The organism is Pseudomonas shiyinii (genome assembly GCF_056725765.1).
Map to the genome: position 1 here is coordinate 2128518 of NZ_CM161522.1, position 19772 is coordinate 2148289.

Genomic DNA, 19772 nt, shown 5'->3' on the forward strand with positions numbered 1-19772 from the left:
ATGCTTAAGATCCTGGTGCGCCTGTACCTGGTGATCATCGCCGCCTATGCCGGGGCGATCTTGTTCATCCCCGACTCTATCGTCGCGCTGTTCCATGACCGTTTCATGGCCTACAACCTGGAGCAGACCAAGGGCGTGCAGTCGTTGATCGTCCGCCAGTTCCGCCAGGCACCGCCCGATCAATGGCCAGCGGTCGAGCAGCAATTGGCGCAGAGCTTTGCCCCCCTGGAGGTGAAGCTGCTGCCCATGGCCCAGGCGGGGCTTACGGTGCAGGAGCAGGCTCGCCTGGAACACGGCCTGAACGTGGTACGTATCGGCGACTGGGGTTATTACGACACGGCCCTGGCCCCGCTGGACTCGCAATGGCTGGTGAGCCTGCACACCCCGCCTGACCCGATCGACATCAACCTGCTGTCCTGGGGCGTCACGGTGTTGATCGGTGCCGCCCTGCTGGGCTGCCTGCTGCTGTGGGTATGGCCGCATTGGCGCGACCTGGAGCGCCTCAAGGAAACCGCCAGGCGCCTGGGGCAGGGGCAGATGTCCGAACGTACGCACATTTCGCCACGCTCGAACATCGGTGAGCTGGCGGGGGTATTCGACACCATGGCCAGCGACCTGGAGCGCCACGTCAACCAGCAGCGCGAGCTGCTCAATGCGGTGTCCCACGAGCTGCGCACCCCCTTGACCCGCCTGGACTTCGGCCTGGTGCTGCTGTTCGACGAAGTGCCGCCGGCCAGCCGCAAGCGCCTGCTGGAGCTGGTGGGGCACGTGCGCGAGCTGGATGAACTGGTGCTGGAGCTGTTGTCCTACAGCCGCCTGCAGAATGCCGACCAGGCGCGTGAACGGGTCGAGGTGTCGTTGCTGGAACTGGTCGACAGTGTGCTGGGTGGGTTCGTCGAAGAGCTCGACGGCCGGGGTATTCAGTGGGAGGTGCGCGCCGAGGACAACCTGCCACGGTTCGTCCTGGACCCCAGGCTGACTGCCCGTGCGGTGCAAAACCTGGTGCGTAACGCCATGCGTTACTGCGATGAAAGCTTGCTGCTGCGTCTGCGCCGTGAGGATGATGGCGCCTGTTTGTTGACCGTGGAAGACGACGGCATCGGCATTCCGCCTGAAGAGCGTGAGCGGATCTTCCAGCCGTTCTACCGCCTCGATCGCAGCCGCGACCGTAACACTGGCGGTTTCGGACTGGGCTTGGCGATCAGCCGCAGGGCCATCGAAGGGCAGGGCGGGTCCTTGACTGTGGCGCAGTCGGCCCTGGGGGGAGCGCAGTTCAGGATTCGCCTGCCGGCAGGATAGCCTGTAACGCCCCAATCGCGGGACAAGCCCGCTCCAACAGGGATTTCGCCAGTCTTGAGAGCGGCAGCAATCTCGGTGAGCTGGCGACAGCCTGCGATGGGCTGCAAAGCAGCCCCAAGCCTTCAAACGGTGGAGCCCCTCCAGACTCGAGGGGCCGCTTTGCGGCCCATCGCAGGCTCCGCTAGCTCCCACCAAGCGAGCGGAGCCTGGGCCGTATTGGCACGGCTGAGCAGTATTAAACCAACCGCAGGCAATTTGGGCTTGTCCAGCACCATAGAAATCTCCCACAAGGACCGCACTGCCCATGACACAGTGGGAGATCGTCCAACTCTCTTGAGCCGGGCCTGCTAGGCACCTTTTGCCAGCCTGGTCGTCCATAGCACGAAGCGGTCCTTGCCGGCGTGCTTGGCCTCGTACAAGGCCTGATCAGCCCGCACCAACGCCATGCTCAGCGTGTCGCCATGATCGACCCGGGCCAGGCCAATGCTGATCGTCACCGGGTAGCGGCTGGCATCCTCGCGCACCTGCCGGCACAGAGCCTCGGCCTCACGCTCGGCGCCCGGTTGGTCCAGCCCCTGGAAGAAGATGGCGAACTCCTCGCCGCCGAGCCGGGCGAACTCATGCTGCCCCATCGTCGCACGGATGTGCCCGGCCACGCGTTTGAGCACCACGTCGCCCGTGTCGTGGCCGAAACGGTCGTTGACCTGCTTGAAGTTGTCGATGTCGACCATCGCCAGGTACTGCCCCGGTGCGCCACCTTGCAGATGGCGCTCGGCCCTTGCCATGAAGGCCCGGCGGTTGGGGATCTCGGTGAGGGTGTCGAGGTAGGCCTGGTCCAACAACACCTTGGACAGGTAGTAGTTGTACAGTTTGGCCTGGCGCATGCGCAGGTAGGTATAGATGACCAGCCCGCACAGGAATACCGCATAGCTGAGCAGCATCGCGCCCTCGAGCTCCAGCACGGCGATGCGTGTGTGGTAGAAGGGGTTGAGCACCAGCCAGGTGACCGCCATGGCGCAGAAGAACGACCAACTGCGCACCGGCAGCACCGAGACGCTGTAGAGCACCGTCGATACGCCCAGCACCAGCCAAACTGGCCGCAAGGCGATGGGGATGCCCTCGATCACCAGACGCATGGCCAGGGTGATCGCGGCGACGAATGCCAGGTTGAGCAGGTCGAAATGCTGGCTCTTGCGGATGACGCCGAGTATCGCGGTAAGGGCGCACAGCAGACCCAGGAACAGCACCGAGAGCCAGGTGAAGCCTTGCTGGCCCAGATAGCTCACGATCAGGTCGAAGATCAACCAGATGACAATGCTGATGCAAAACACCAGCAGGCAGAAGCGCTGCATGGCCTCGAATTCATGCTGGCGGAATTCGGCACGCAGGGCTGCCGGTACCGTCTGCCTGCGCACATGCGCTTCGATGGTCTTGAACATGGTCGCCAGAAGTTTCCTCAAGGATGTCGGTGCTGGCGCCATCGCGGGCAAGGCCGCTCCCACCGGGCTGCACCGCCCTCGACCGCTGTGGGAGCGGCGGTCCGACTTGTCCCGCGATGGACCCTCGCTCAATTCAACGGCAGCGCACGCGCCCAAGGTCGGTACCGCAAGGCGAACACCGCTTCGGCATGGCACCCTCCAGTCAACGCCGGTTGTGCCGGCTCGGCGCGAAACGGCTGGCCCGGGGCGCTGACCTGGCGGAATGCCTCGCGCACGATACCCACGCGGCAGGGCAAGGCCTGCTCATAGCCTTGGCGGACCTGCGCCGGCAGGCGAGCGGTGCCCGCGCCGTCCTGCCACCACACAGTCAAGCCCAGCTCGGCCAGTTGGTCCAGCCAGGTCGCGTTGACCCGCGGCGCCAGGTGCCCGGCGCTGAAGGCGCTCAGGTGCAACGGCTGGTCCAGCTGCCGGTTGAAGGCCTGCAATTGACGATGCAGCGCGTCGCGGCGGCTGGCTTCGTGAAAATGCAGGTCGTCCAGTTCCAGGGGCAGGTACCAGCCCGCGACGGGCAGGTCCCAGTGCAGGCGGACCTGGTTGTACTGGGTCAGGGCGCGACCCAATTGGGCCTTCCAATAGTTGGCCAGGCCCTCGCCATCGAGTTCTTCCAGACGTTGGTAGTAGGCCGGGTCCATATATAACCCCAGCACCAGTTCCAGCCCCTGGGCCTGGGCTTCGCGCAAGCTGTTGGCCAGCCAGCCCTGGGCGCCGCCGAAGTCGCTGTCGCCATAGGCGGTCCACTGGACGATGAGGGTCTTGCCTCCTTGGGCCTTGGTGTCCCGCCACAGCTGTTGCCACTGGCTGGGCGTCACGGCGGCGTCGCGGTTGAGTGGCTGGTAGAACAGACGCTGGTCGGCCACGGCCGGCAGGCACAGGGCGAGCATGCAAATCACCAGAATCGTGCGCATCAGAAGGTCAACTCCACACCCAGCAGCACGCCATTGGCGCGCTCGTAGAGGTTGCCGCCCAGCGACTGCTGGTATTCGGCGCGTACTTTCAGTGAGCCACGGTAGGCATTGTAGCGGTCGTCGTCGAACCACCACTGCCAGCGTACGCCCACGCCCGTGCGCAGGTCCTGGCGCCAGTCGTTGCTCGGGTCCTGGCTGGCGAACTCGAGGAAACCATAGGGCATGACCGTCTGTGGTGAGTTGCCAGGCAGTTTCCAAGCGTGGCCTTGCTGGTAGCGCGACAACCACGCATGGTCGCCGGCGCGGGTCCACCAGGCGGCATCCAGGTAGAGGAAACGCTCGTTCCATTGGTCCTCGTCCACTCGCCAGTCGTTGCGCCAATCGCCCTGGTCGAGGAACGAAGCGGTGGCCCGCAGCAGCAGGTCATTGCTCGATTCGGCATGGTGGCGCAGGTCGCCCCAGTTGCCGCCCACCTTGGCCGGGCTGAGCAGCTCCCCCAGGCTCAGCCCATTGTAGTGGTCGCTATCGACCTGGCGCTGGTGATAGAGCTCGGCATACAGGTTGAGGTTGGCCTGGCCGAACGGCTTGTAGCGCAGGCCGACGCCGGCGCCCAGGCTCTGGGCGTAGTCGGTGCGGCTCTGGCCGCCGAACAGCACGCGGCCATAGACCGACAGGGTGCTGCCGTTGCGGCTGGGCTCTTCGCCCAGGGCATGGTCCCACATGGCGATCTGCACGTTCTGCGAACGGGCCCGCCGCTCGGTGCTGCGTGCCCCGTTCTCGAGAAACTTGTCGTTGGTCGAGGTGCCGGCGGGCGACCAGGTGCTGGCCAGGGTGACTGTGTCACGCCGCGACAGCGTTTCGTGGGCTCGGCGCTGGCGGTACTTGCGGGCCTCGAGGCTACCGTATTCGTCGTCACCGTCCACCAGGTTCTGTTCCACGTCGATGACCCGGCGCAGCTCACGGCGTGCCGCAGCGCTGTCCTCGGCTTCGTCGTAACGCAGCGCCAGGGTCTCGCCCAGGCGGTAGTCCTCGGGGAAGTCGCGGGTGGCTCGCTCCAGGTAGGGAATGGCGGCCAGGCGTTGCTGCCTGTCCGCCGAACCCGCCAGGCGCATGCCATAGTCGGCTCGGTAGCGTGGCTGGTCGGGTGCCAGGCGCACGGCCTCGGCCAGCCAGGCCGTTGCCTGGGCACTGTCGCCGGCCTGCTGTGCGGTGTTGGCCGCGGCGTAGTAGTGATCCGCGCGGGGGGTATGGGCCAGGGCCTGGCGCTGGAATTCCAGGGCCTCAGCCGGGTTGCCCTGGCGCTGGGCAATGGCGGCGCCCAGGGCCCAGTCGTCGGCGCTCTGGTGGGCGGCTGCGTCCCAATGAGCACGGGCTGCGCTGGCATCACCGGCATTGAGCGCGCCCTGGGCGGCGGTCATCCGCGCGTTGTCGTTCCAGGCGTCGGCAGGCAGGTTGCGCCAGATAGGCGCGGCGGCTTCGGAATCGCCGGCAGCTTCCAGGGCATAGGCCAACGGCAGGCGGCTGCCCGGGTCGCCCAGGCGTTCGGCGGCCTGGTAGTAGACCACTGCCTGCCCGGGCTGGCCGGGCATGGCGCAACGCCCCAGGGCGCGGTACTGGCCGGCCTCGGTGGGCGTGGGCACCGCCTGGCGTACGGCGTCGCATTGGCCGGCCTCGGCCAGTCGGCCCAGCAGCTGGGCACGGGTGCCGGCATCGACTCGGGGCACCAGGCCCAGCATGCGCCGGGTATCCAGGGGCGCGTCGTTGCGGGCGTAGAGGTTGCCCAGGCGTTGCAGCAGACTCGCTGTCAGGCGGCCCTGGCGGCGATCGTAGGCGGGTACCAGCAGCTGTCGGGCGCGGTCCGGGTGGCCTTGTTCGAGCAACAGGTAGCTGGCCTGTTCGAGGGCGGCCAGGTCGCCGGTCTGGCGATAGCGCTGCTCCCATTGCGCGGCGGTACGCGGCTGGGGCGGGGCAGGCGGGTCGCCATACAGGCGCTGCTTGAGCACCGCATGGGCATGCGGGTCGGCGCTGGCACTGCAGTCTGCGAACTGTTCTCGGGCCTGTTGCGGGTCGTGACGGGAAAGCCAGTCGACGGTTTCCAGGCAGGGCCGCTGCAGTTCGTTGCTGAGCGTGCGCACCAAGGCGGCGTCGTCGCCTTCACGGGCCAACTCCCACAATTGTTGGCGTTGTTCGGGCTGTTGCAACTGCTCGCTGGGCAGAGCCTGCAGCCAGCGTTGCGCCTGCTGGTTGTGGCCGACGGCGATGGCGCGGTTGGCCATGGCCAGACGCGCCTCGTTGGCGACCTTCTCGGACGGCGCGCTGGCCAGCAGCTTTTGCAGGCCTTGTTCGTCGATTTGCTGGATATAGGCATTGGCCAGGCGGTGCCAGTCTTGCACCGGCAAGGTGCCTTGCTCGGCCAGCGGCTGCAATTGCTCGATGGTTTCGCCCCAGTTGCGCAACTGCTCGGCGAAGTTGGCGCGGGTCAGGCGCAGGACCATGCCGTCGTCCCGCGGTGGCAGGTGGTTGAGCCAGTCCAGGGCGCGGGCAGCACCGCCGAACTTGGCCAGGCTCAGGCTATAGGCCTGCCACAGGCGCACCCGCTGGTGGCCTTCGCTGCTGGCGAGCCAGCCTTCGACCTGGCTGGCCGGTGGCGGGTCCTGTTCGATCCAGGTCAGGCGCAGCTCGAGCAAGGCATCGACATGCTCGGGGGTATCGTCGAGCTGCTCGGCGAGCGCCTCGGCCTCCTTGTAGCGGCGCTGGTGGGCCAGGGCCTGCATCAGCAGGGCCCTGGCTTCGTCGTTGTTGGGCACCCGCTGCAATACATGGCGGGTCAGGCGTTCGACCTCCTGCCAGTTGTCGCGTTGCGCTTCGCGGTAGCTGCGCTCCATGAACGGGTAGCTGCGAAAACGCTGGAAGTCGCTCATCGGCGCGGCCACCGTGGGCAGGGAGGCGGTGCACAGCAACAGGCCAGTGAGGGTCAGGGAAAGACGGGGCTTCATGCCACCTCCCGGGTCAGGTCATAGGCGGCCTGCTGCTCGCTGGCCTGTTCGGCGAGGGCTTGCTGCAGCACGTCCTCGGTGATGATGCCGCGGGCGACCAGGTGCTGGCCCAGGGTCATGTGCTCGGGGTCGAAGTCGATCAGCGCCTGGTTGAACAGGGTCACCGGCACCATGCCGCGTACTTGCAGCAGGGCGCCGAGCATGACCAGGTGCACGCATACCCGCTCCAGCAGCGCGGCATCGTCCTGGTTGCGCTCCAGCACTGCGAGCATCTGCCGGGTTTCCTCCTTCTGCCAGGGGCTGGGGTAGTGATGGTGCAGACCCAGGGCGACCCGGCCCTGGGGCGCCAAGCGATTGCTGACCGGGCGCTTGAGCTGGCGGCTGATGACCCCGAGCGAGACCTGGCTGACCGGGCTTTCACTGGCCAGTACCAGGGTTTCGCCTTCCTCGGCGACTGGGAGTACGCCGTAGTGGGTGGCCAGGCGTCGGGGCAGTTGGGCGATCAGTTGCGGCGAAACCTTGAATGGGTTCAGGGGAGCCCAGGGCATGTCCATCTGCTCGGCCAGGGCCTCGACCAGCTGCTCGCTGGTGAGCCAACCGCGCAACAGCAGTTCGCGTCCCAGGCGACGGCGCACCGGGCTGGTGATCGCCTGTTGCAGCTGCTCGTCGGTGATCAGGCCCTTGGCTACCAGGCGCTGGCCCAGGGGGATGCGGGCGGGCGAAGCGATGGCAGGGAATTCATGGGTGGTCTTGTCCCAGGCCACGCGCCGCGAATCGCCCATTTCCATGACTTGGCGCAGGGCCCGCAGGTTGGCGAAAAAGTTGACGAAGTTGCTCCACATCATGCGCGGTGCCGACAACAGCCCTTCGCCGATGCCGTAGTAACGGGTGACGAACCAGCCGCGCTGGAACAGGCGATTGATCAGCAGCAGACCGTTGAGCCAGAGCAAGGTGGACAGCAGCCAGCTGTCGCCCAGGATCGACATGAAACGCCACGACTCAGGGGCGATGGTGGTCACCAGCCAGATGGCCAGCAACACCAGCAGCAACAGGTTGACCAAAAAACTCAGCAGGTAGGCGAACAGCCCACGGCGGTCGCGCCAGAGGAAGTAGTTGAGCGCGCCCTTGCGGCTCCAGCCCAGGTTACTGGTGCCCTGGAACACGATGCCGACGATCCAGCGCGACTTCTGGCGAATGGCATGTTGCCAGTCGCGCGGGAAGTGCTCGCGCACGCAGATCACCTGGGAGAACCGCCGGCTCATGCCCCAGCGCCATTCCTGCTTGAGGGCCAAGGCCGGGTCGGTGATGGAGTAGCGGGCGAAGATGCACTTCATGCCCTTGTGCTTGAGGCGAAAACCGATGTCGTAGTCTTCGGTCAGGCTCTGCACGTCGAAGGCGATGCCGTCGCCATCCTCGAGCAGGGCGCTGATGGCGCGGCGGCTGAAGCAGGTGCCGACCCCGGCGCTGGGCACCTGGCCGGTCAATGCCTCGCGCACGATCACGTCCTTGCCGTGGTTCTCGGCGAACTCATCGACGTAGTGCCCGGCGGTGAAGCCTTTCCATTCCGGTGCATAGGGGTAGACCGGGATCTGGATCATGTCCTTGTTCGGCAGCAGGTAGTTGAACAGGCGCAGTTCCATGGGCGAGATCACGTCTTCGGCATCGTGCAGGATGAAACCGGCGAACTCGATGCGTGCGTCCTGCTGGAAGCGCAGGATCGCGTCGATGATGTTGTTCAAGCAGTCGGCCTTGCTGGTCGGGCCGGGGCGCGCGCAGACCACCTTGTGCACGTTGGGGTAGTGCAGGCACACGGCATCGACGTCGGCCTGGGTCTGCGGGTCGTTTGGGTAGGTGCCGACGAAGATCTGGTAGTTCTCGTAGTCGATGGTCGAGGCAGCCAGGCGCGCCATCTCGCCGACCACGCCCACTTCGTTCCAGGCCGGGACCATGATCGCCAGGGGTTTTTCCGGTACTTCGAACAGGCGCTTCTCGTCGGCCGGCTCGAAGCGGTCGTAGATGCGAAAACGCCGGATCAGCTTGCGGCCCCAATAGCAGATGTCGATGAACAGGTCGTCCAGGCCCAGCAGGAACATCAGGCTGGCCAGAGCGATGGCGAGCAGCTTCAGGCCGAACAGCACATAGACGAGGAAGTCGATGAAAGCCAGGCTCATGCGTCGCTCCGCCCGGCGGCTTGCTCTTCGAACCAGCGACTCAAGCGCTCGGCGATGCGCTCGCTGGCGTGGCCGTCACCAAAGGGGGTGTACACCCTGGCCATGCGTGCGTAGGCCTCGGGGTCATCGAGCAGCAGGCTGGTCTGAGCGACGATCTGGTCGGTATCGGTGCCTACCAGCTTGACCGTGCCACCCTTGAGCACCGCCGGGCGCTCGGTGACCTTGCGCAGCACCAGCACCGGCTTGCCCAGGGCGGGGGCTTCCTCCTGCACGCCGCCGGAGTCGGTGAGGATCACGTCGGCACGGTTCATCAACCAGACGAAATGCGGGTAGTCCTGGGGCGGCACCAGGTGGATGTTGCCACGCCCGGACAACACGCCGTACACCGCCTGCTGGACCTGCGGATTCAGGTGTACCGGATAGACGAACTGCACGTGCGGGTAGCGCTCGCCCAACTGGGCCAGCGCCTTGCAGATGCGCTCGAAGCCCTGGCCGAAGTTCTCCCGGCGGTGGCCGGTGATGAGCACCATGCGCTGGTCGTTGTGCAGTACGGCCAGCGGCGAGTCGGCGGCAGGTTGCCAGTTCTGCGCGGCCAGGTGGTCGCGCATCCACAACAGGGCATCGATCACCGTGTTGCCGGTGACTTCGATCTGGTCGGGGTGCACGCCTTCGCGGATCAGGTTGGCATCCGAGTCGCGGGTAGGCGTGAAGTGCAGGTCGGCCAGTACGCCGGTCAGGCGACGGTTGGCTTCCTCCGGCCAGGGCTGCCTGAGATTGCCGGTGCGCAGGCCCGCCTCGACGTGGCCGATGGGAATCTGGCGGTGGAAGGCGGCGAGGGCGGCGATGGAACTGGTGGTGGTGTCGCCATGGACCAGGACGATCTGCGGCTTGACCTGTTCGTAGGCTTTGTCGAGCTTGTCCAGCAGGTCGCGGGACAGGCCGTTGAGGGTCTGGCTGTGGGTCATCACCTTGAGGTCCTGGTCGACGCCAAGGCCAAAGGCGGTCAGCACTTGCTCAAGCATTTCCCGGTGCTGGCCAGTGGAGCAGATGTGCAGGTCGATCCCGGGCCATTGACGCAACACGCGGGCCAGGGGGGCCATCTTGATCGCTTCAGGGCGGGTACCGAATACCATCATGACGGTATGTGCCATGGTTTGAATCCTCCGTTCTATTCCCTGGACGAAGTGACGCGCGCTGCAGCACGTCATAGACAAGCAGTCAAATGCGGGGTTGTCCAATATCGACACGCGCCGACGCGAGACGTTCGGAGCGCGGCAGAGAGCATCCGGGGAAGGGCACGTATCGGCTCCAAGACACCGGAATGCCAGGGAAGGGTGGGTGTTTGCTGAAACGGTTATTCTAGTACTTTTGTTCCGCTTTCTCTGCAAGATGTATTACAAGCTTTTACTTGTAGGCTTCTGCTTGTAACTTTGTAGGCCTTATTACCAAGGAGCTGCTCCATGCAAGGCAAGGCACGCAAGGTCGTCCAGGCCATCCTCTATGAAGTCATCGCCGTGGCTTGCGTAGCGCCAGCCTTGTCGCTGATGTTCGATGCGGGCATGGCCCATTCGACGGTGCTGTCGATCCTCATGTCGGCCATCGCCATGAGCTGGAACATGGGCTACAACTGGGTGTTCGAACGTTGGGAGGCGCGCCAGGACAAGCGCAGCCGGACCTTCCTGCGCCGGCTGTTGCATGCCTTGGGCTTCGAGGGCGGGCTGGTGCTGATCCTGCTGCCGCTGGTGGCCTACTGGATGGATATCAGCCTGTGGGCGGCCTTGCTCACCAACCTGGCGTTGTTCCTGTTTTTCTTCGTTTATGCCTTCGTGTTCCAGTGGGGCTTCGACAAGGTCTTCGACGTTCCGGTTTCTGCCCAGGAGGCCCGAGAAGGTTCACAGGGGTGTTGACTCGCTGCCTGGCGGCAGGATAAGTTCCTGCCCCATGAACAGAGTCCCGCAGCGTCGCGCCATCAGCATTATTACCGCCATTATTCGTTTGGCGGGCTAGCGCGTACGTGCACCGAACCCGCCCTGGAGGCGGGTTTCTTCTTTCCGGCTCCTGGGTACTTGAAACCACCAGGAGTCATCGATGACCAGCCTTAGCGTCAGCCTTCGTAGCACCTCGCCCCAGCAACTGCTGTCGGAGCAGGTTCGCCGCATTCTCAGTGCCCCTGTGTACGACCTGGCCATCGAGACGCCCCTGCAACCGGCCCCGGCGCTGTCGGCCGCCCTTGGCAACCAGGTGCTGCTCAAGCGCGAGGACTTGCAACCGACCTTCTCGTTCAAGATCCGGGGAGCCTACACCCGGCTGTCGCGGCTGACCCCGGTGCAACGGGAACGGGGGGTGATCACCGCATCGGCGGGCAACCATGCCCAGGGCGTGGCGATGGCGGCATCGCACCTGGGAATGCGCGCGACCATCGTCATGCCCACCACCACGCCGGAGCTCAAGGTCCAGGGCGTGCGCTCGCGCGGTGGCCATGTGGTGCTGCATGGCGAGAGCTTTCCCCATGCCCTGGCCCATGCCTTGCAACTGGCGGACAGCCAGAGCGCGACCTTCGTGCCGCCGTTCGACGACCCGGACGTGATCGCCGGCCAGGGCACGGTGGCCATGGAGATCCTGCGTCAGCACCCGGGTGCATTGGATGCGATCTTCGTCCCGGTCGGTGGAGGCGGGCTGATCGCCGGCATCGCCGCCTACGTCACGTACCTGCGCCCGGAGGTGAAGGTGATCGGGGTCGAGCCGGAGGACTCCAACTGCCTGCAAGCGGCCCTGGCTGCCGGCGAACGGGTGATCCTGCCGCAAGTGGGGTCGTTCGCCGATGGCGTCGCGGTCGCGCAGGTCGGTGCCCATTGCTTCGAGCTGTGCCGCCATTTCGTCGACGAAGTGGTGACGGTCAGCAGCGACGAACTGTGCGCCGCGATCAAGGACATCTACGACGACACCCGCTCGATCACCGAGCCGTCCGGCGCCCTGGCGGTGGCCGGCATCAAGAAGTACGTGGCCCGCGAAGGGGTTGCTGGGCAGACGCTGGTGGCGATCGATTCCGGTGCCAACGTCAACTTCGACCGCCTGCGCCACGTAGCCGAGCGTGCCGAGCTGGGTGAGCAGCGCGAGGCGATCATCGCCGTGACCATTCCGGAGCGCCCAGGCAGCTTCCGGGCCTTCTGCCAGGCCCTGGGCAAGCGCCAGATCACCGAGTTCAACTATCGCTATTACCCCGGCAAGGAGGCGCGGCTGTTCGTCGGTGTGCAGACCCACCCACAACACGACCCGCGTCAGGCGTTGCTGGCCAGTCTGCGCGAGCAGGGCTACAACGTGCTCGACCTGACCGACAACGAGCTGGCCAAGCTGCATGTACGCCATACGGTAGGCGGGCATGCCGCGCCGGGGGCGCAGGAGCGGGTGCTGCGCTTCGAGTTCCCCGAACGGCCGGGTGCGCTGTTGGGCTTTCTCGAGCGGCTGGGCAAACGGTGGAACATCAGTTTGTTCCATTACCGCAACCATGGTGCGGCCGAGGCGCGGGTATTCGCGGCCCTGGAGGTGCCTGGCGAGGAACTCGCCGGGTTGCCCCAGGCCCTGGACGAGATGGGCTATCGCTATTGGGACGAGACCGAGAACCCGGCTTACCGGTTGTTCCTGGGCTGAGTGTCGGGCAGGCTCGGCCCCACAGCAGGGCAAGCCCGCGACAGGTTCGGTGGTGTTCGCTGACTGTGCGTTGCGCTGGGTCAATACTGCCCCGCGCCAGCAGGCGGATCCTCATGGGTAGACAGACCTTCCAAGAGGATCCGGCCATGAGCAGCACCTTCTTCATCCCCGCCGTGAATATCATGGGCATCGACTGCCTTGACGAGGCGATGGCGGCCATCGCCGGCTACGGCCTGCGCAAGGCCCTGATCGTCACGGACCAGGGCCTGGCGAAAGCCGGCGTGGCCGAGCGTATTGCCGGCTTGCTGGCCGGGCGCGACATCGATTCGGTGATATTCGACGGCGCCAAGCCGAACCCGAGCATCGCCAACGTCGAGGCCGGGCTGGCCTTGTTGCAGCGTGAGCGTTGCGATTGCGTGGTGTCCCTTGGCGGCGGCTCGCCCCACGACTGCGCCAAGGGGATCGCCCTGTGCGCGACCAACGGTGGGCGGATCAGCGACTACGAAGGCGTCGATCGCTCCAGCAAACCGCAACTGCCGCTGATCGCCATCAATACCACCGCCGGCACCGCCAGCGAGATGACCCGCTTCTGCATCATCACTGACGAGGCGCGCCACGTGAAGATGGCCATCGTCGACCGCAACGTCACGCCAATCCTTTCGGTCAATGACCCGGCGCTGATGGTCGGCATGCCCAAGGGGCTGACCGCCGCCACCGGCATGGATGCCCTGACCCACGCCATCGAAGCCTACGTATCGACTGCCGCCACGCCGATCACCGACGCTTGCGCGCTCAAGGCCGTGACCCTGATCAGCGCCAACCTGCGCCAGGCTGTGGTCGATGGCAACGACCTGCAGGCACGGGAGAACATGGCCTATGCCCAGTTCCTCGCTGGCATGGCGTTCAACAACGCATCCCTGGGCTACGTACATGCCATGGCGCACCAGCTGGGGGGCTTCTACGACCTGCCGCACGGGGTGTGCAACGCCATCCTGCTGCCCCATGTGCAACGTTTCAACGCCAAGGTCAGTGCCGCGCGCCTGCGCGATGTGGCCAAGGCCATGGGTGTGAAGGTGTGTGGGTTGGACGCAGAGCAGGGCGCAGGTACAGCGATTTCAGCCATCGAGCACCTGGCGGCGGCGATCGGCATTCCGGCCGGCCTGGCAGAGCTCGGGGTCAAGGTGGAGGACGTACCGGTGCTGGCGGCCAATGCTCTGAAGGATGCCTGTGGCTTGACCAACCCGCGGCCGGCGAACCAGGCAGAGATCGAGGCGATCTTCAAGGCGGCGTTCTAGCAGCTAACAGGTTCGCCGACTCTACCGCGATGGGGCTGCGCAGCAGCCCCTGCAGACGGGGCCCTCACCGCTCACGCATAAAGAACCCTGCCACATACTTGCGGAACGTCTCCAGGCTCTTGAAGTCGGCATAACGCTTGAAATTCTCTGCATCCGGTTCAGGGCCGATGGGTTGCGCCAGCAGGGACACCGACAGCACCCGGTCCTGGTCCGACGTGAGCACCAGTTCATCCATCACCTGGCCACCGATGACCGGCCGGCGCATGAGCACCTTGACGCCTTTGCCCGCCATCCAGTCGATCAGCGACACCAATGCCTTGAGCGGCTCGCGCTCTTCGTCGCGGTACACCGGGAACAGATGCCCGCGCGACAGCACCGGTACGCTGGCGACGTGGATCAGCTCATAGAAATGGCTGCCGGCGGTGGTGGGCGAATAGAGCGCCAGGGCCAGCAATGGCCCGCTGGTGCGGCCACCGTCCCAGAACAGATGGTGGCCCTGGAAGTCGAAGCCGTCCTCGGTGCGGGCGTTGAACAGCTTGCGCCCCTTGACCTGGTCGATGCAGTCGAGCAGCAGGCCATGACGGCGGTGATTGCCGAAGGCCGTGGCGTCACGCAGGCGGGACTTGAGCATCATCATGTGCTTCATGTCCAGGCGGGTTTCCAGGTAGTTGCTCGCCGGTACTCGCTCCACCAGCGGGTAGCGACCGGCCACGCCGCGCAGGTCGGCGAACTGGGCCGTGAGGTCCTTCTTCAGGTGGGTGGCGTAGACGTTCAAGCCACTGGCTTCGATCCAGGTCAGCAGCAACGACAGCAAGCGTTGCTGTTCACGGCGCTCCGTCGTGGCGCCAGGGCCGCCGACACCCGCCCGATTGAAATCACCCAGCAGGCGCAGCGGGGTATCCGGCGGCAGCCAGGCGGCAGGCACGGTGGTTTGCTCGCTGGGTTCGCCGGTGTCGCGCTCGACCTTGGTGAACGCGCAGCCGGGCGCATGTTCGGGGGTATCCGGGTTGTTGCGTAGGTACAGGGTGCCGGTATTGCCGTTGAGGCTGACGTTGAGCACTGGCATGGCATCCCGGCGGCAGTCGCAGGCCAGCCACTGGTTGGCGCTGCGTACCTTCATCAGCCACTGGTTGGCCTGCAACAGGCGCGGGCCGGGGAGGGTACCGGAGGCAAAACCGACCAGCAGTTCCTCTTCGGCCGGGGTGAGGCTGCGCACCTGCGCAGCGTTCTTTTCGATGATTCGCATTCAGCAGCTCCAAGCTACGAGCCTCAAGCTTCCGGCAAAGTCAGGGCGCTTTCAACCCGAACGCCTGAAGCTCGCAGCTTGTGGTTCACTGGCCGCCGAACAGCTTGGCGGCGCGGGCGCGGATTTCCTCTGGGCTGAGGTCTTCTTTATGGGTGGAGACGAACCACAGGTTGCCGAACGGGTCCTTCAGCGTGCCGCTGCGGTCGCCGTAGAACTGGTCCTGCACCGGGCGCAGGGCCAGGGCGCCGGCGGCGACGGCCTGGTCGTAGATTTTGTCGCAGTTCTCGACATACAGGTGCAGGCCGACGGCAGTACCGCCCAGCGACTGGCTGGCGGTGAGCCCGCCTTCCATGTCGCAGGGGTCGGCGAGCATCAGCGAGGAATCGCCGATCTTGAGCTCCGCATGGCCGATGCGGCCGTCGGGGCCTTCGAGACGGAACATCTCCACCGCACCAAAGGCCTGCTTGTAGAACTCGATGGCCTTTGCTGCGTCCTTGATGCCCAGGTAGGGCGTGATGCTGTGTTGTCCTTCGGGAACAGGTTTGACCGCCATTGCAAGGTTCCTCCTTCAGGTAAGGTCAGTACCGACCCGCCGCAGATATATCCGCGACAGGCTTCACGCATTTGCCGAAGCTGTATGTTTGTACAGTTTCGGCAAATGCGCAAATGCCTTTTCCCTATTAGAGGCTGCCCGGCTAGAAGATGTAGTCGGTGGTCAGGAAACTCGACTGGCGGTTGCGGATGATCTCGCTGATCAGCGCCTTGTTGGCTTCCTGGAATTTGGTGGCCACCAGGGTGCGGATAGAGAACACACGCAGGGCGTCGTGTACCGACAAGGTGCCTTCGGCGCTGTTCTTGCGGCCGTTGAACGGGTAGGTGTCCGGGCCACGCTGGCATTGGGCGTTGATATTGATGCGGCCAACCTGGTTGGCGAAGGTATCGACCAGCATGCCGATGGTCTGCGGGTCGTTGCCGAACAGGCTCAACTGCTGGCCATAGTCGGAATCGAGCACATAGTCGATCACCGTCTGCAGGTCGCGGTAGGGCACCACCGGCACCAGCGGGCCGAACTGCTCCTCGTGGTAGACGCGCATGCTGGGCGCCACCGGGTAGAGCAGGGCCGGGTAGAAGAACGAGCCGCGGCTGGTGCCGCCTCCCTCGTTGAGCACGCGGGCACCCTTGGCCGTGGCGTCGGCCACCAGGCCGTCGAGGTAGTCGACCTTGCCAGGCTCGGGCAACGGCGTCAGGGCCACGCCCGGCTCCCAGGGCATGCCGGGCTTGAGCGCGGCGAGCTTGCGCTGGAACTTGTCGAGGAACGGCTCGACCACATCTTCGTGCACGAACAGGATCTTCAGCGCGGTGCAGCGTTGGCCGTTGAACGACAGGGCGCCGGTGACCGCTTCTTCGACGGCATTGTCCAGGTCCACCTGGGGCAGGACGATACCGGGGTTCTTGGCATCCAGGCCCAGGGCCGCACGCAGGCGGTGCGGGCGTGGGTGCAGTTTTTTCAGGTCGCTGGCGGCCTTGTGGGTGCCGATGAAGGCGAACACGTCGATCTTGCCGCTGGCCATCAGGGCGCTGACCGTTTCGCGGCCACGGCCATAGATGACATTGATCACCCCTGGCGGGAAGCTGTCGCGGAAGGCTTCGAGCAACGGGCGGATCAGCAGCACGCCGAACTTGGCCGGTTTGAACACCACGGTATTGCCCATGATCAGCGCCGGGATCAGGGTGGTGAAGGTCTCGTTGAGCGGGTAGTTGTACGGGCCCATGCACAGCGCGACGCCCAGCGGTGCGCGGCGGATCTGGCCGAGCGTGCCTTGCTCGAGTTCGAAGCGGCTCGACCGTCGGTCGAGGTCCTTGAGGGCATTGATGGTGTCGACGATATAGTCGCAGGTGCGGTCGAACTCTTTTTCCGAGTCCTTGAGGTTCTTGCCGATCTCCCACATCAGCAGCTTGACCACCGCCGTGCGCTGTTCGCGCATGCGTCCCAGGAAGGCTTCGACATGCTGGATACGCTCGGCCACACGCATCGTCGGCCAGGCGCCACGGCCCTTGTCGTAGGCCTGTACGGCGGCATCCAGGGCGGTCAGGGCGGTATCGGCGTCGAGCAGCGGGGCACTGCCGAGGATCACTTGCTGTTCGCTGTCGCCGTGCTTGAGCCAGACCGGGCTGCGTACCGTGGCCAAGGGGCCGTCCCAACGCCTGAGCTGGCCACCGACCAGGTAGTCGCGTTGCTCCAGGGGTTCGCCCAGGCGCCAGGCCTCGGGGATAGCGTCGGGGGCGGGAAACAGCGAATCGAGCAGACGGTCCATGGGTACTGCACCTCGTTTGTTCTTGGGTAGGTGAATCGCTTCAGCATGCGAGCATGCACCCACTGGAAGAAAAACACCAGTCTGGCTCAAATTTGCCTTTGCCGGGCCGATACACAATTAATCGCCGCCGATTTCCGCCCAATGAAGACTCTCCACGTATCCCCTGACCAGCCGCCGTCCTGCAAAGGCACGCTGCGGCGCACTGTGCACCGCTTGCTGCCGGTCGGCTTCGCCCTGGTGGGCATCGGCCTGTCCATCGCGCTCGGGCACCTGGACATGCGCCGTGAGCAAAGCGAGCAGCTGGCGAACATCGCCGCACGCCTTTCCGGGGTGCGCAGCGCCCTGGAGGCGCAGCTGCGGGCGGCATTCGCCGAGGCCGAAGGCATCGCCCAACTGATCTCCACCGATGGGCGGATCAGCCCCGGGCATTTCCACGGGATGGCCCAGGACGCGCTCGAGTCGGTGCCCTACATGCACCACATCGCCCTGGCGCCGGACGATGTGATCAGCGCGGTCTATCCCGAGCAAGGCAACCAGTCGATCCTGGGCCTGGACTATCGTCGGCTGCCTGATCAGTTCCCCATGTTGCAATCGGCCCGTGAGCACCGCGAGGCCGTGCTGGCCGGTCCGGTCGGCCTGTACCAGGGCGGGCGGGCATTGATCTATCGGCGGCCGGTGTTCGTCTCCGGCAAGCGAGGGGTGAAGCTCTATTGGGGCAACGTGTCGATCGTCGCCGATATCGACCGGCTGCTATGGGCCGCAGGCCTGCGCCCGGACATGGATATTCAGGTGGCGCTGCGCGGGGCCGACGGCAAGGGCACGGATGGTGCGCTGATCTGGGGCGATCCGCAGCTGTTCGACGACCCGCTGCTCAGCCAGCTGGTGACGGTGCCGGGAGGGCACTGGCAGATAGCCGCCGCGCCTCGCGATGGCTGGCCGGTACTGGGCCTGTTCGCCTCGCCGCTGTTTCTTTTCGCCCTGACCTGCACGGGGCTGTTCAGCCTGTTCGTCGCCCAGCTCAACGGCAACCAGCGCCTGTTGCAGCAGCGCAACCGCGAGCTGCGCCAGTCCCAGGCGCAGCTCGAACGCCTGGCCCACTACGACACCATCACCGGGCTGCCCAATCGCGTGTTGTTCCAGAAACAGCTGGCAGAGGCCATTGCCAGGGACCATGGGCTGGCCGTGCTGATCCTCGATATCGACGGGTTCAAACAGGTCAACGATAGCCTGGGCCATCCGATGGGTGACCTGCTGCTGCAGCAGGCCACGGCGCGCTTCCTGCAGGAGCTGGACAGCGCCGACCGGCTCTGCCGCCTGGGCGGCGACGAGTTCGTGTTCATGCTTCAGGGCAGCCAGGGCCAGGTCAGCCACCAGGTATGCGCCTTGCTGCGCTGCCTGCAGCGGCCATTCGACCTCAACGGCAATGCCGCGCTGGTCACCGGCAGCATCGGCCTTGCCCGCTGCCCGCAGCATGGCGAGACGGTGGACAGCCTGCTGCGCCACGCCGACACCGCCATGTATGCGGCCAAGGAGGGCGGTCGCAATGCCTGGCGGCCTTATCACCCGGACATGACCGAGCGCCTGCAGCAGCGCCTGGAGCTGGAGCGCAACCTGCGCCGGGCCTTGCAGCATGACGAGTTCGAGTTGTGGTACCAGCCCAAGCTCGACCTGTTCAGTGGTCGCGTGGAAGGGGTGGAGGCATTGCTGCGCTGGCGTGACCCTGAACGCGGGCTGGTGTCGCCGGCCGAGTTCATCCCCCTGGCCGAACGCACCGGCCTGATCATCCCGTTGGGTGAGCGTGTGCTGGAGCTGGCCTGCGCCCAGTTGGCCGCCTGGCGCGCCGCCGACTGCCTGCCCGGGCCGATGGCGATCAACGTGGCGGCGTTGCAGATCGAGCGTAGCGACTATGTCACCAGCCTGGCCACGGTGCTAGCCCGCTACGACCTGCCGGCGAGCCTGCTGGAAGTGGAGATCACCGAAAGCCTGCTGATGGAAAGCCAGCAGCAGGCCTGCGCGGTGCTCGCACAATTGCGGGCCATGGGGGTGGCCACGGCAGTGGATGACTTCGGTACCGGCTATTCGTCGCTGGCCTACCTGCGTGCCTTGCCCATCGATCACCTGAAGATCGACCGGGCGTTCATCAAGGACCTGCCAGGCGACGATGATGCCCAGGCGGTCGCCTGCGCGATCATCGACCTGGGCCACGCCCTGGGCTTTCGGATCACCGCCGAGGGTATCGAGACCCAGGCGCAATATGACTTCCTGCGCAACGCTGGGTGCGACCAGGGGCAGGGCTACCTGTTGGGGCGGCCGATGCCGGTGGAGGCGTTCTCGCGATGGCTGGCCGAACGTGGCGACAATCAGCGGCAAGGCCACCTGCACTGAATCTCAGGTAGCC

General features: G+C 65.5%; 13 protein-coding genes. 5 read left to right on the forward strand and 8 right to left on the reverse strand.

Translation table 11 applies throughout. The annotated features are described in order from the left end of the window. On the forward strand, positions 1-1299 hold the full coding sequence (locus ACXHGZ_RS09695) for an ATP-binding protein (protein ID WP_480463579.1): 1299 nt from the start codon (positions 1-3) through the stop codon (positions 1297-1299). A gap of 347 nt (positions 1300-1646) precedes the next feature. Here the strand turns inward: ACXHGZ_RS09695 and ACXHGZ_RS09700 are convergent, their stop codons facing one another. The 5 genes from ACXHGZ_RS09700 to wecB form a co-directional block, all read right to left on the reverse strand. Beyond that, the gene (locus ACXHGZ_RS09700; protein ID WP_480463581.1) at positions 1647-2738 is read right to left on the reverse strand and encodes a GGDEF domain-containing protein; all 1092 of its coding nucleotides are present in this window, start codon (positions 2736-2738) and stop codon (positions 1647-1649) included. Between the two features lie 128 nt (positions 2739-2866). Next, entirely contained in the window at positions 2867-3703 is an 837-nt protein-coding gene (locus ACXHGZ_RS09705; protein WP_480463583.1) for a DUF4434 family protein, read from the reverse strand. After that, positions 3703-6699: a phage receptor gene (locus ACXHGZ_RS09710; protein ID WP_480463585.1), complete on the reverse strand. Its 2997-nt coding sequence runs from the start codon at positions 6697-6699 to the stop codon at positions 3703-3705. The genes ACXHGZ_RS09705 and ACXHGZ_RS09710 overlap by 1 nt, the downstream gene beginning before the upstream one ends. Further along, entirely contained in the window at positions 6696-8870 is a 2175-nt protein-coding gene (gene nfrB, locus ACXHGZ_RS09715; RefSeq protein WP_480463587.1) for a cyclic di-3',5'-guanylate-activated glycosyltransferase NfrB, read from the reverse strand. Before nfrB ends, ACXHGZ_RS09710 begins: the two co-directional genes overlap by 4 nt. Then, the gene (gene wecB, locus ACXHGZ_RS09720) at positions 8867-10021 is read right to left on the reverse strand and encodes a non-hydrolyzing UDP-N-acetylglucosamine 2-epimerase (protein WP_480463588.1); all 1155 of its coding nucleotides are present in this window, start codon (positions 10019-10021) and stop codon (positions 8867-8869) included. Before wecB ends, nfrB begins: the two co-directional genes overlap by 4 nt. Before the next feature lie 309 nt (positions 10022-10330). On the opposite strand from wecB, the gene ACXHGZ_RS09725 reads away from it, so the two are divergent. The 3 genes from ACXHGZ_RS09725 (at position 10331) to yiaY (ending at position 13813) form a co-directional block, all read left to right on the forward strand. Further along, positions 10331-10777, forward strand: coding sequence for a PACE efflux transporter (locus ACXHGZ_RS09725; protein ID WP_480463590.1), 447 nt, complete (start codon positions 10331-10333; stop codon positions 10775-10777). 181 nt (positions 10778-10958) lie between these two features. Then, positions 10959-12518 carry a threonine ammonia-lyase, biosynthetic gene (ilvA, locus tag ACXHGZ_RS09730; protein ID WP_480463592.1) on the forward strand — a complete coding sequence of 520 codons (1560 nt, stop codon included), beginning with the start codon at positions 10959-10961 and terminating at the stop codon, positions 12516-12518. Between the two features lie 146 nt (positions 12519-12664). After that, entirely contained in the window at positions 12665-13813 is a 1149-nt protein-coding gene (gene yiaY, locus ACXHGZ_RS09735) for an L-threonine dehydrogenase (protein WP_368828994.1), read from the forward strand. Positions 13814-13877: 64 nt separating this feature from the next. On the opposite strand, the gene ACXHGZ_RS09740 is transcribed toward yiaY, so the two are convergent. The 3 genes from ACXHGZ_RS09740 to ACXHGZ_RS09750 all read right to left on the reverse strand — a co-directional run bounded on the left by ACXHGZ_RS09740 (position 13878) and on the right by ACXHGZ_RS09750 (position 17374). Beyond that, positions 13878-15059 (reverse strand): DUF8534 domain-containing protein, encoded by a 1182-nt coding sequence (locus ACXHGZ_RS09740; protein ID WP_480463593.1) that lies wholly within the window; start codon positions 15057-15059, stop codon positions 13878-13880. An 85-nt stretch (positions 15060-15144) separates the two neighbouring features. Continuing rightward, positions 15145-15612 (reverse strand): VOC family protein, encoded by a 468-nt coding sequence (locus ACXHGZ_RS09745; RefSeq protein WP_084858948.1) that lies wholly within the window; start codon positions 15610-15612, stop codon positions 15145-15147. Between the two features lie 142 nt (positions 15613-15754). Further along, a complete protein-coding gene (locus ACXHGZ_RS09750; RefSeq protein ID WP_480463595.1) occupies positions 15755-17374 on the reverse strand; it encodes an NADP-dependent glyceraldehyde-3-phosphate dehydrogenase in 1620 nt (539 codons plus the stop codon). A gap of 141 nt (positions 17375-17515) precedes the next feature. Between ACXHGZ_RS09750 and ACXHGZ_RS09755 the strand changes: the two genes are divergently transcribed. Next, the gene (locus ACXHGZ_RS09755; RefSeq protein ID WP_480463597.1) at positions 17516-19759 is read left to right on the forward strand and encodes a putative bifunctional diguanylate cyclase/phosphodiesterase; all 2244 of its coding nucleotides are present in this window, start codon (positions 17516-17518) and stop codon (positions 19757-19759) included. The last annotated feature ends 13 nt before the right edge of the window (positions 19760-19772 follow it).

What these genes read in the sequence shown, in the direction of transcription:
- ACXHGZ_RS09755 (WP_480463597.1), top strand. Translation starts at nt 17,516, where the DNA reads ATGAAGACTCTCCACGTATCCCCTGACCAGCCGCCGTCCTGCAAAGGC.
- ACXHGZ_RS09750 (WP_480463595.1), bottom strand. Translation starts at nt 17,374, where the DNA reads ATGGACCGTCTGCTCGATTCGCTGTTTCCCGCCCCCGACGCTATCCCC.
- yiaY (WP_368828994.1), top strand. Translation starts at nt 12,665, where the DNA reads ATGAGCAGCACCTTCTTCATCCCCGCCGTGAATATCATGGGCATCGAC.
- ACXHGZ_RS09740 (WP_480463593.1), bottom strand. Translation starts at nt 15,059, where the DNA reads ATGCGAATCATCGAAAAGAACGCTGCGCAGGTGCGCAGCCTCACCCCG.
- wecB (WP_480463588.1), bottom strand. Translation starts at nt 10,021, where the DNA reads ATGGCACATACCGTCATGATGGTATTCGGTACCCGCCCTGAAGCGATC.
- ACXHGZ_RS09705 (WP_480463583.1), bottom strand. Translation starts at nt 3,703, where the DNA reads ATGCGCACGATTCTGGTGATTTGCATGCTCGCCCTGTGCCTGCCGGCC.
- ACXHGZ_RS09710 (WP_480463585.1), bottom strand. Translation starts at nt 6,699, where the DNA reads ATGAAGCCCCGTCTTTCCCTGACCCTCACTGGCCTGTTGCTGTGCACC.
- ACXHGZ_RS09695 (WP_480463579.1), top strand. Translation starts at nt 1, where the DNA reads ATGCTTAAGATCCTGGTGCGCCTGTACCTGGTGATCATCGCCGCCTAT.
- nfrB (WP_480463587.1), bottom strand. Translation starts at nt 8,870, where the DNA reads ATGAGCCTGGCTTTCATCGACTTCCTCGTCTATGTGCTGTTCGGCCTG.
- ACXHGZ_RS09725 (WP_480463590.1), top strand. Translation starts at nt 10,331, where the DNA reads ATGCAAGGCAAGGCACGCAAGGTCGTCCAGGCCATCCTCTATGAAGTC.
- ilvA (WP_480463592.1), top strand. Translation starts at nt 10,959, where the DNA reads ATGACCAGCCTTAGCGTCAGCCTTCGTAGCACCTCGCCCCAGCAACTG.
- ACXHGZ_RS09700 (WP_480463581.1), bottom strand. Translation starts at nt 2,738, where the DNA reads ATGTTCAAGACCATCGAAGCGCATGTGCGCAGGCAGACGGTACCGGCA.
- ACXHGZ_RS09745 (WP_084858948.1), bottom strand. Translation starts at nt 15,612, where the DNA reads ATGGCGGTCAAACCTGTTCCCGAAGGACAACACAGCATCACGCCCTAC.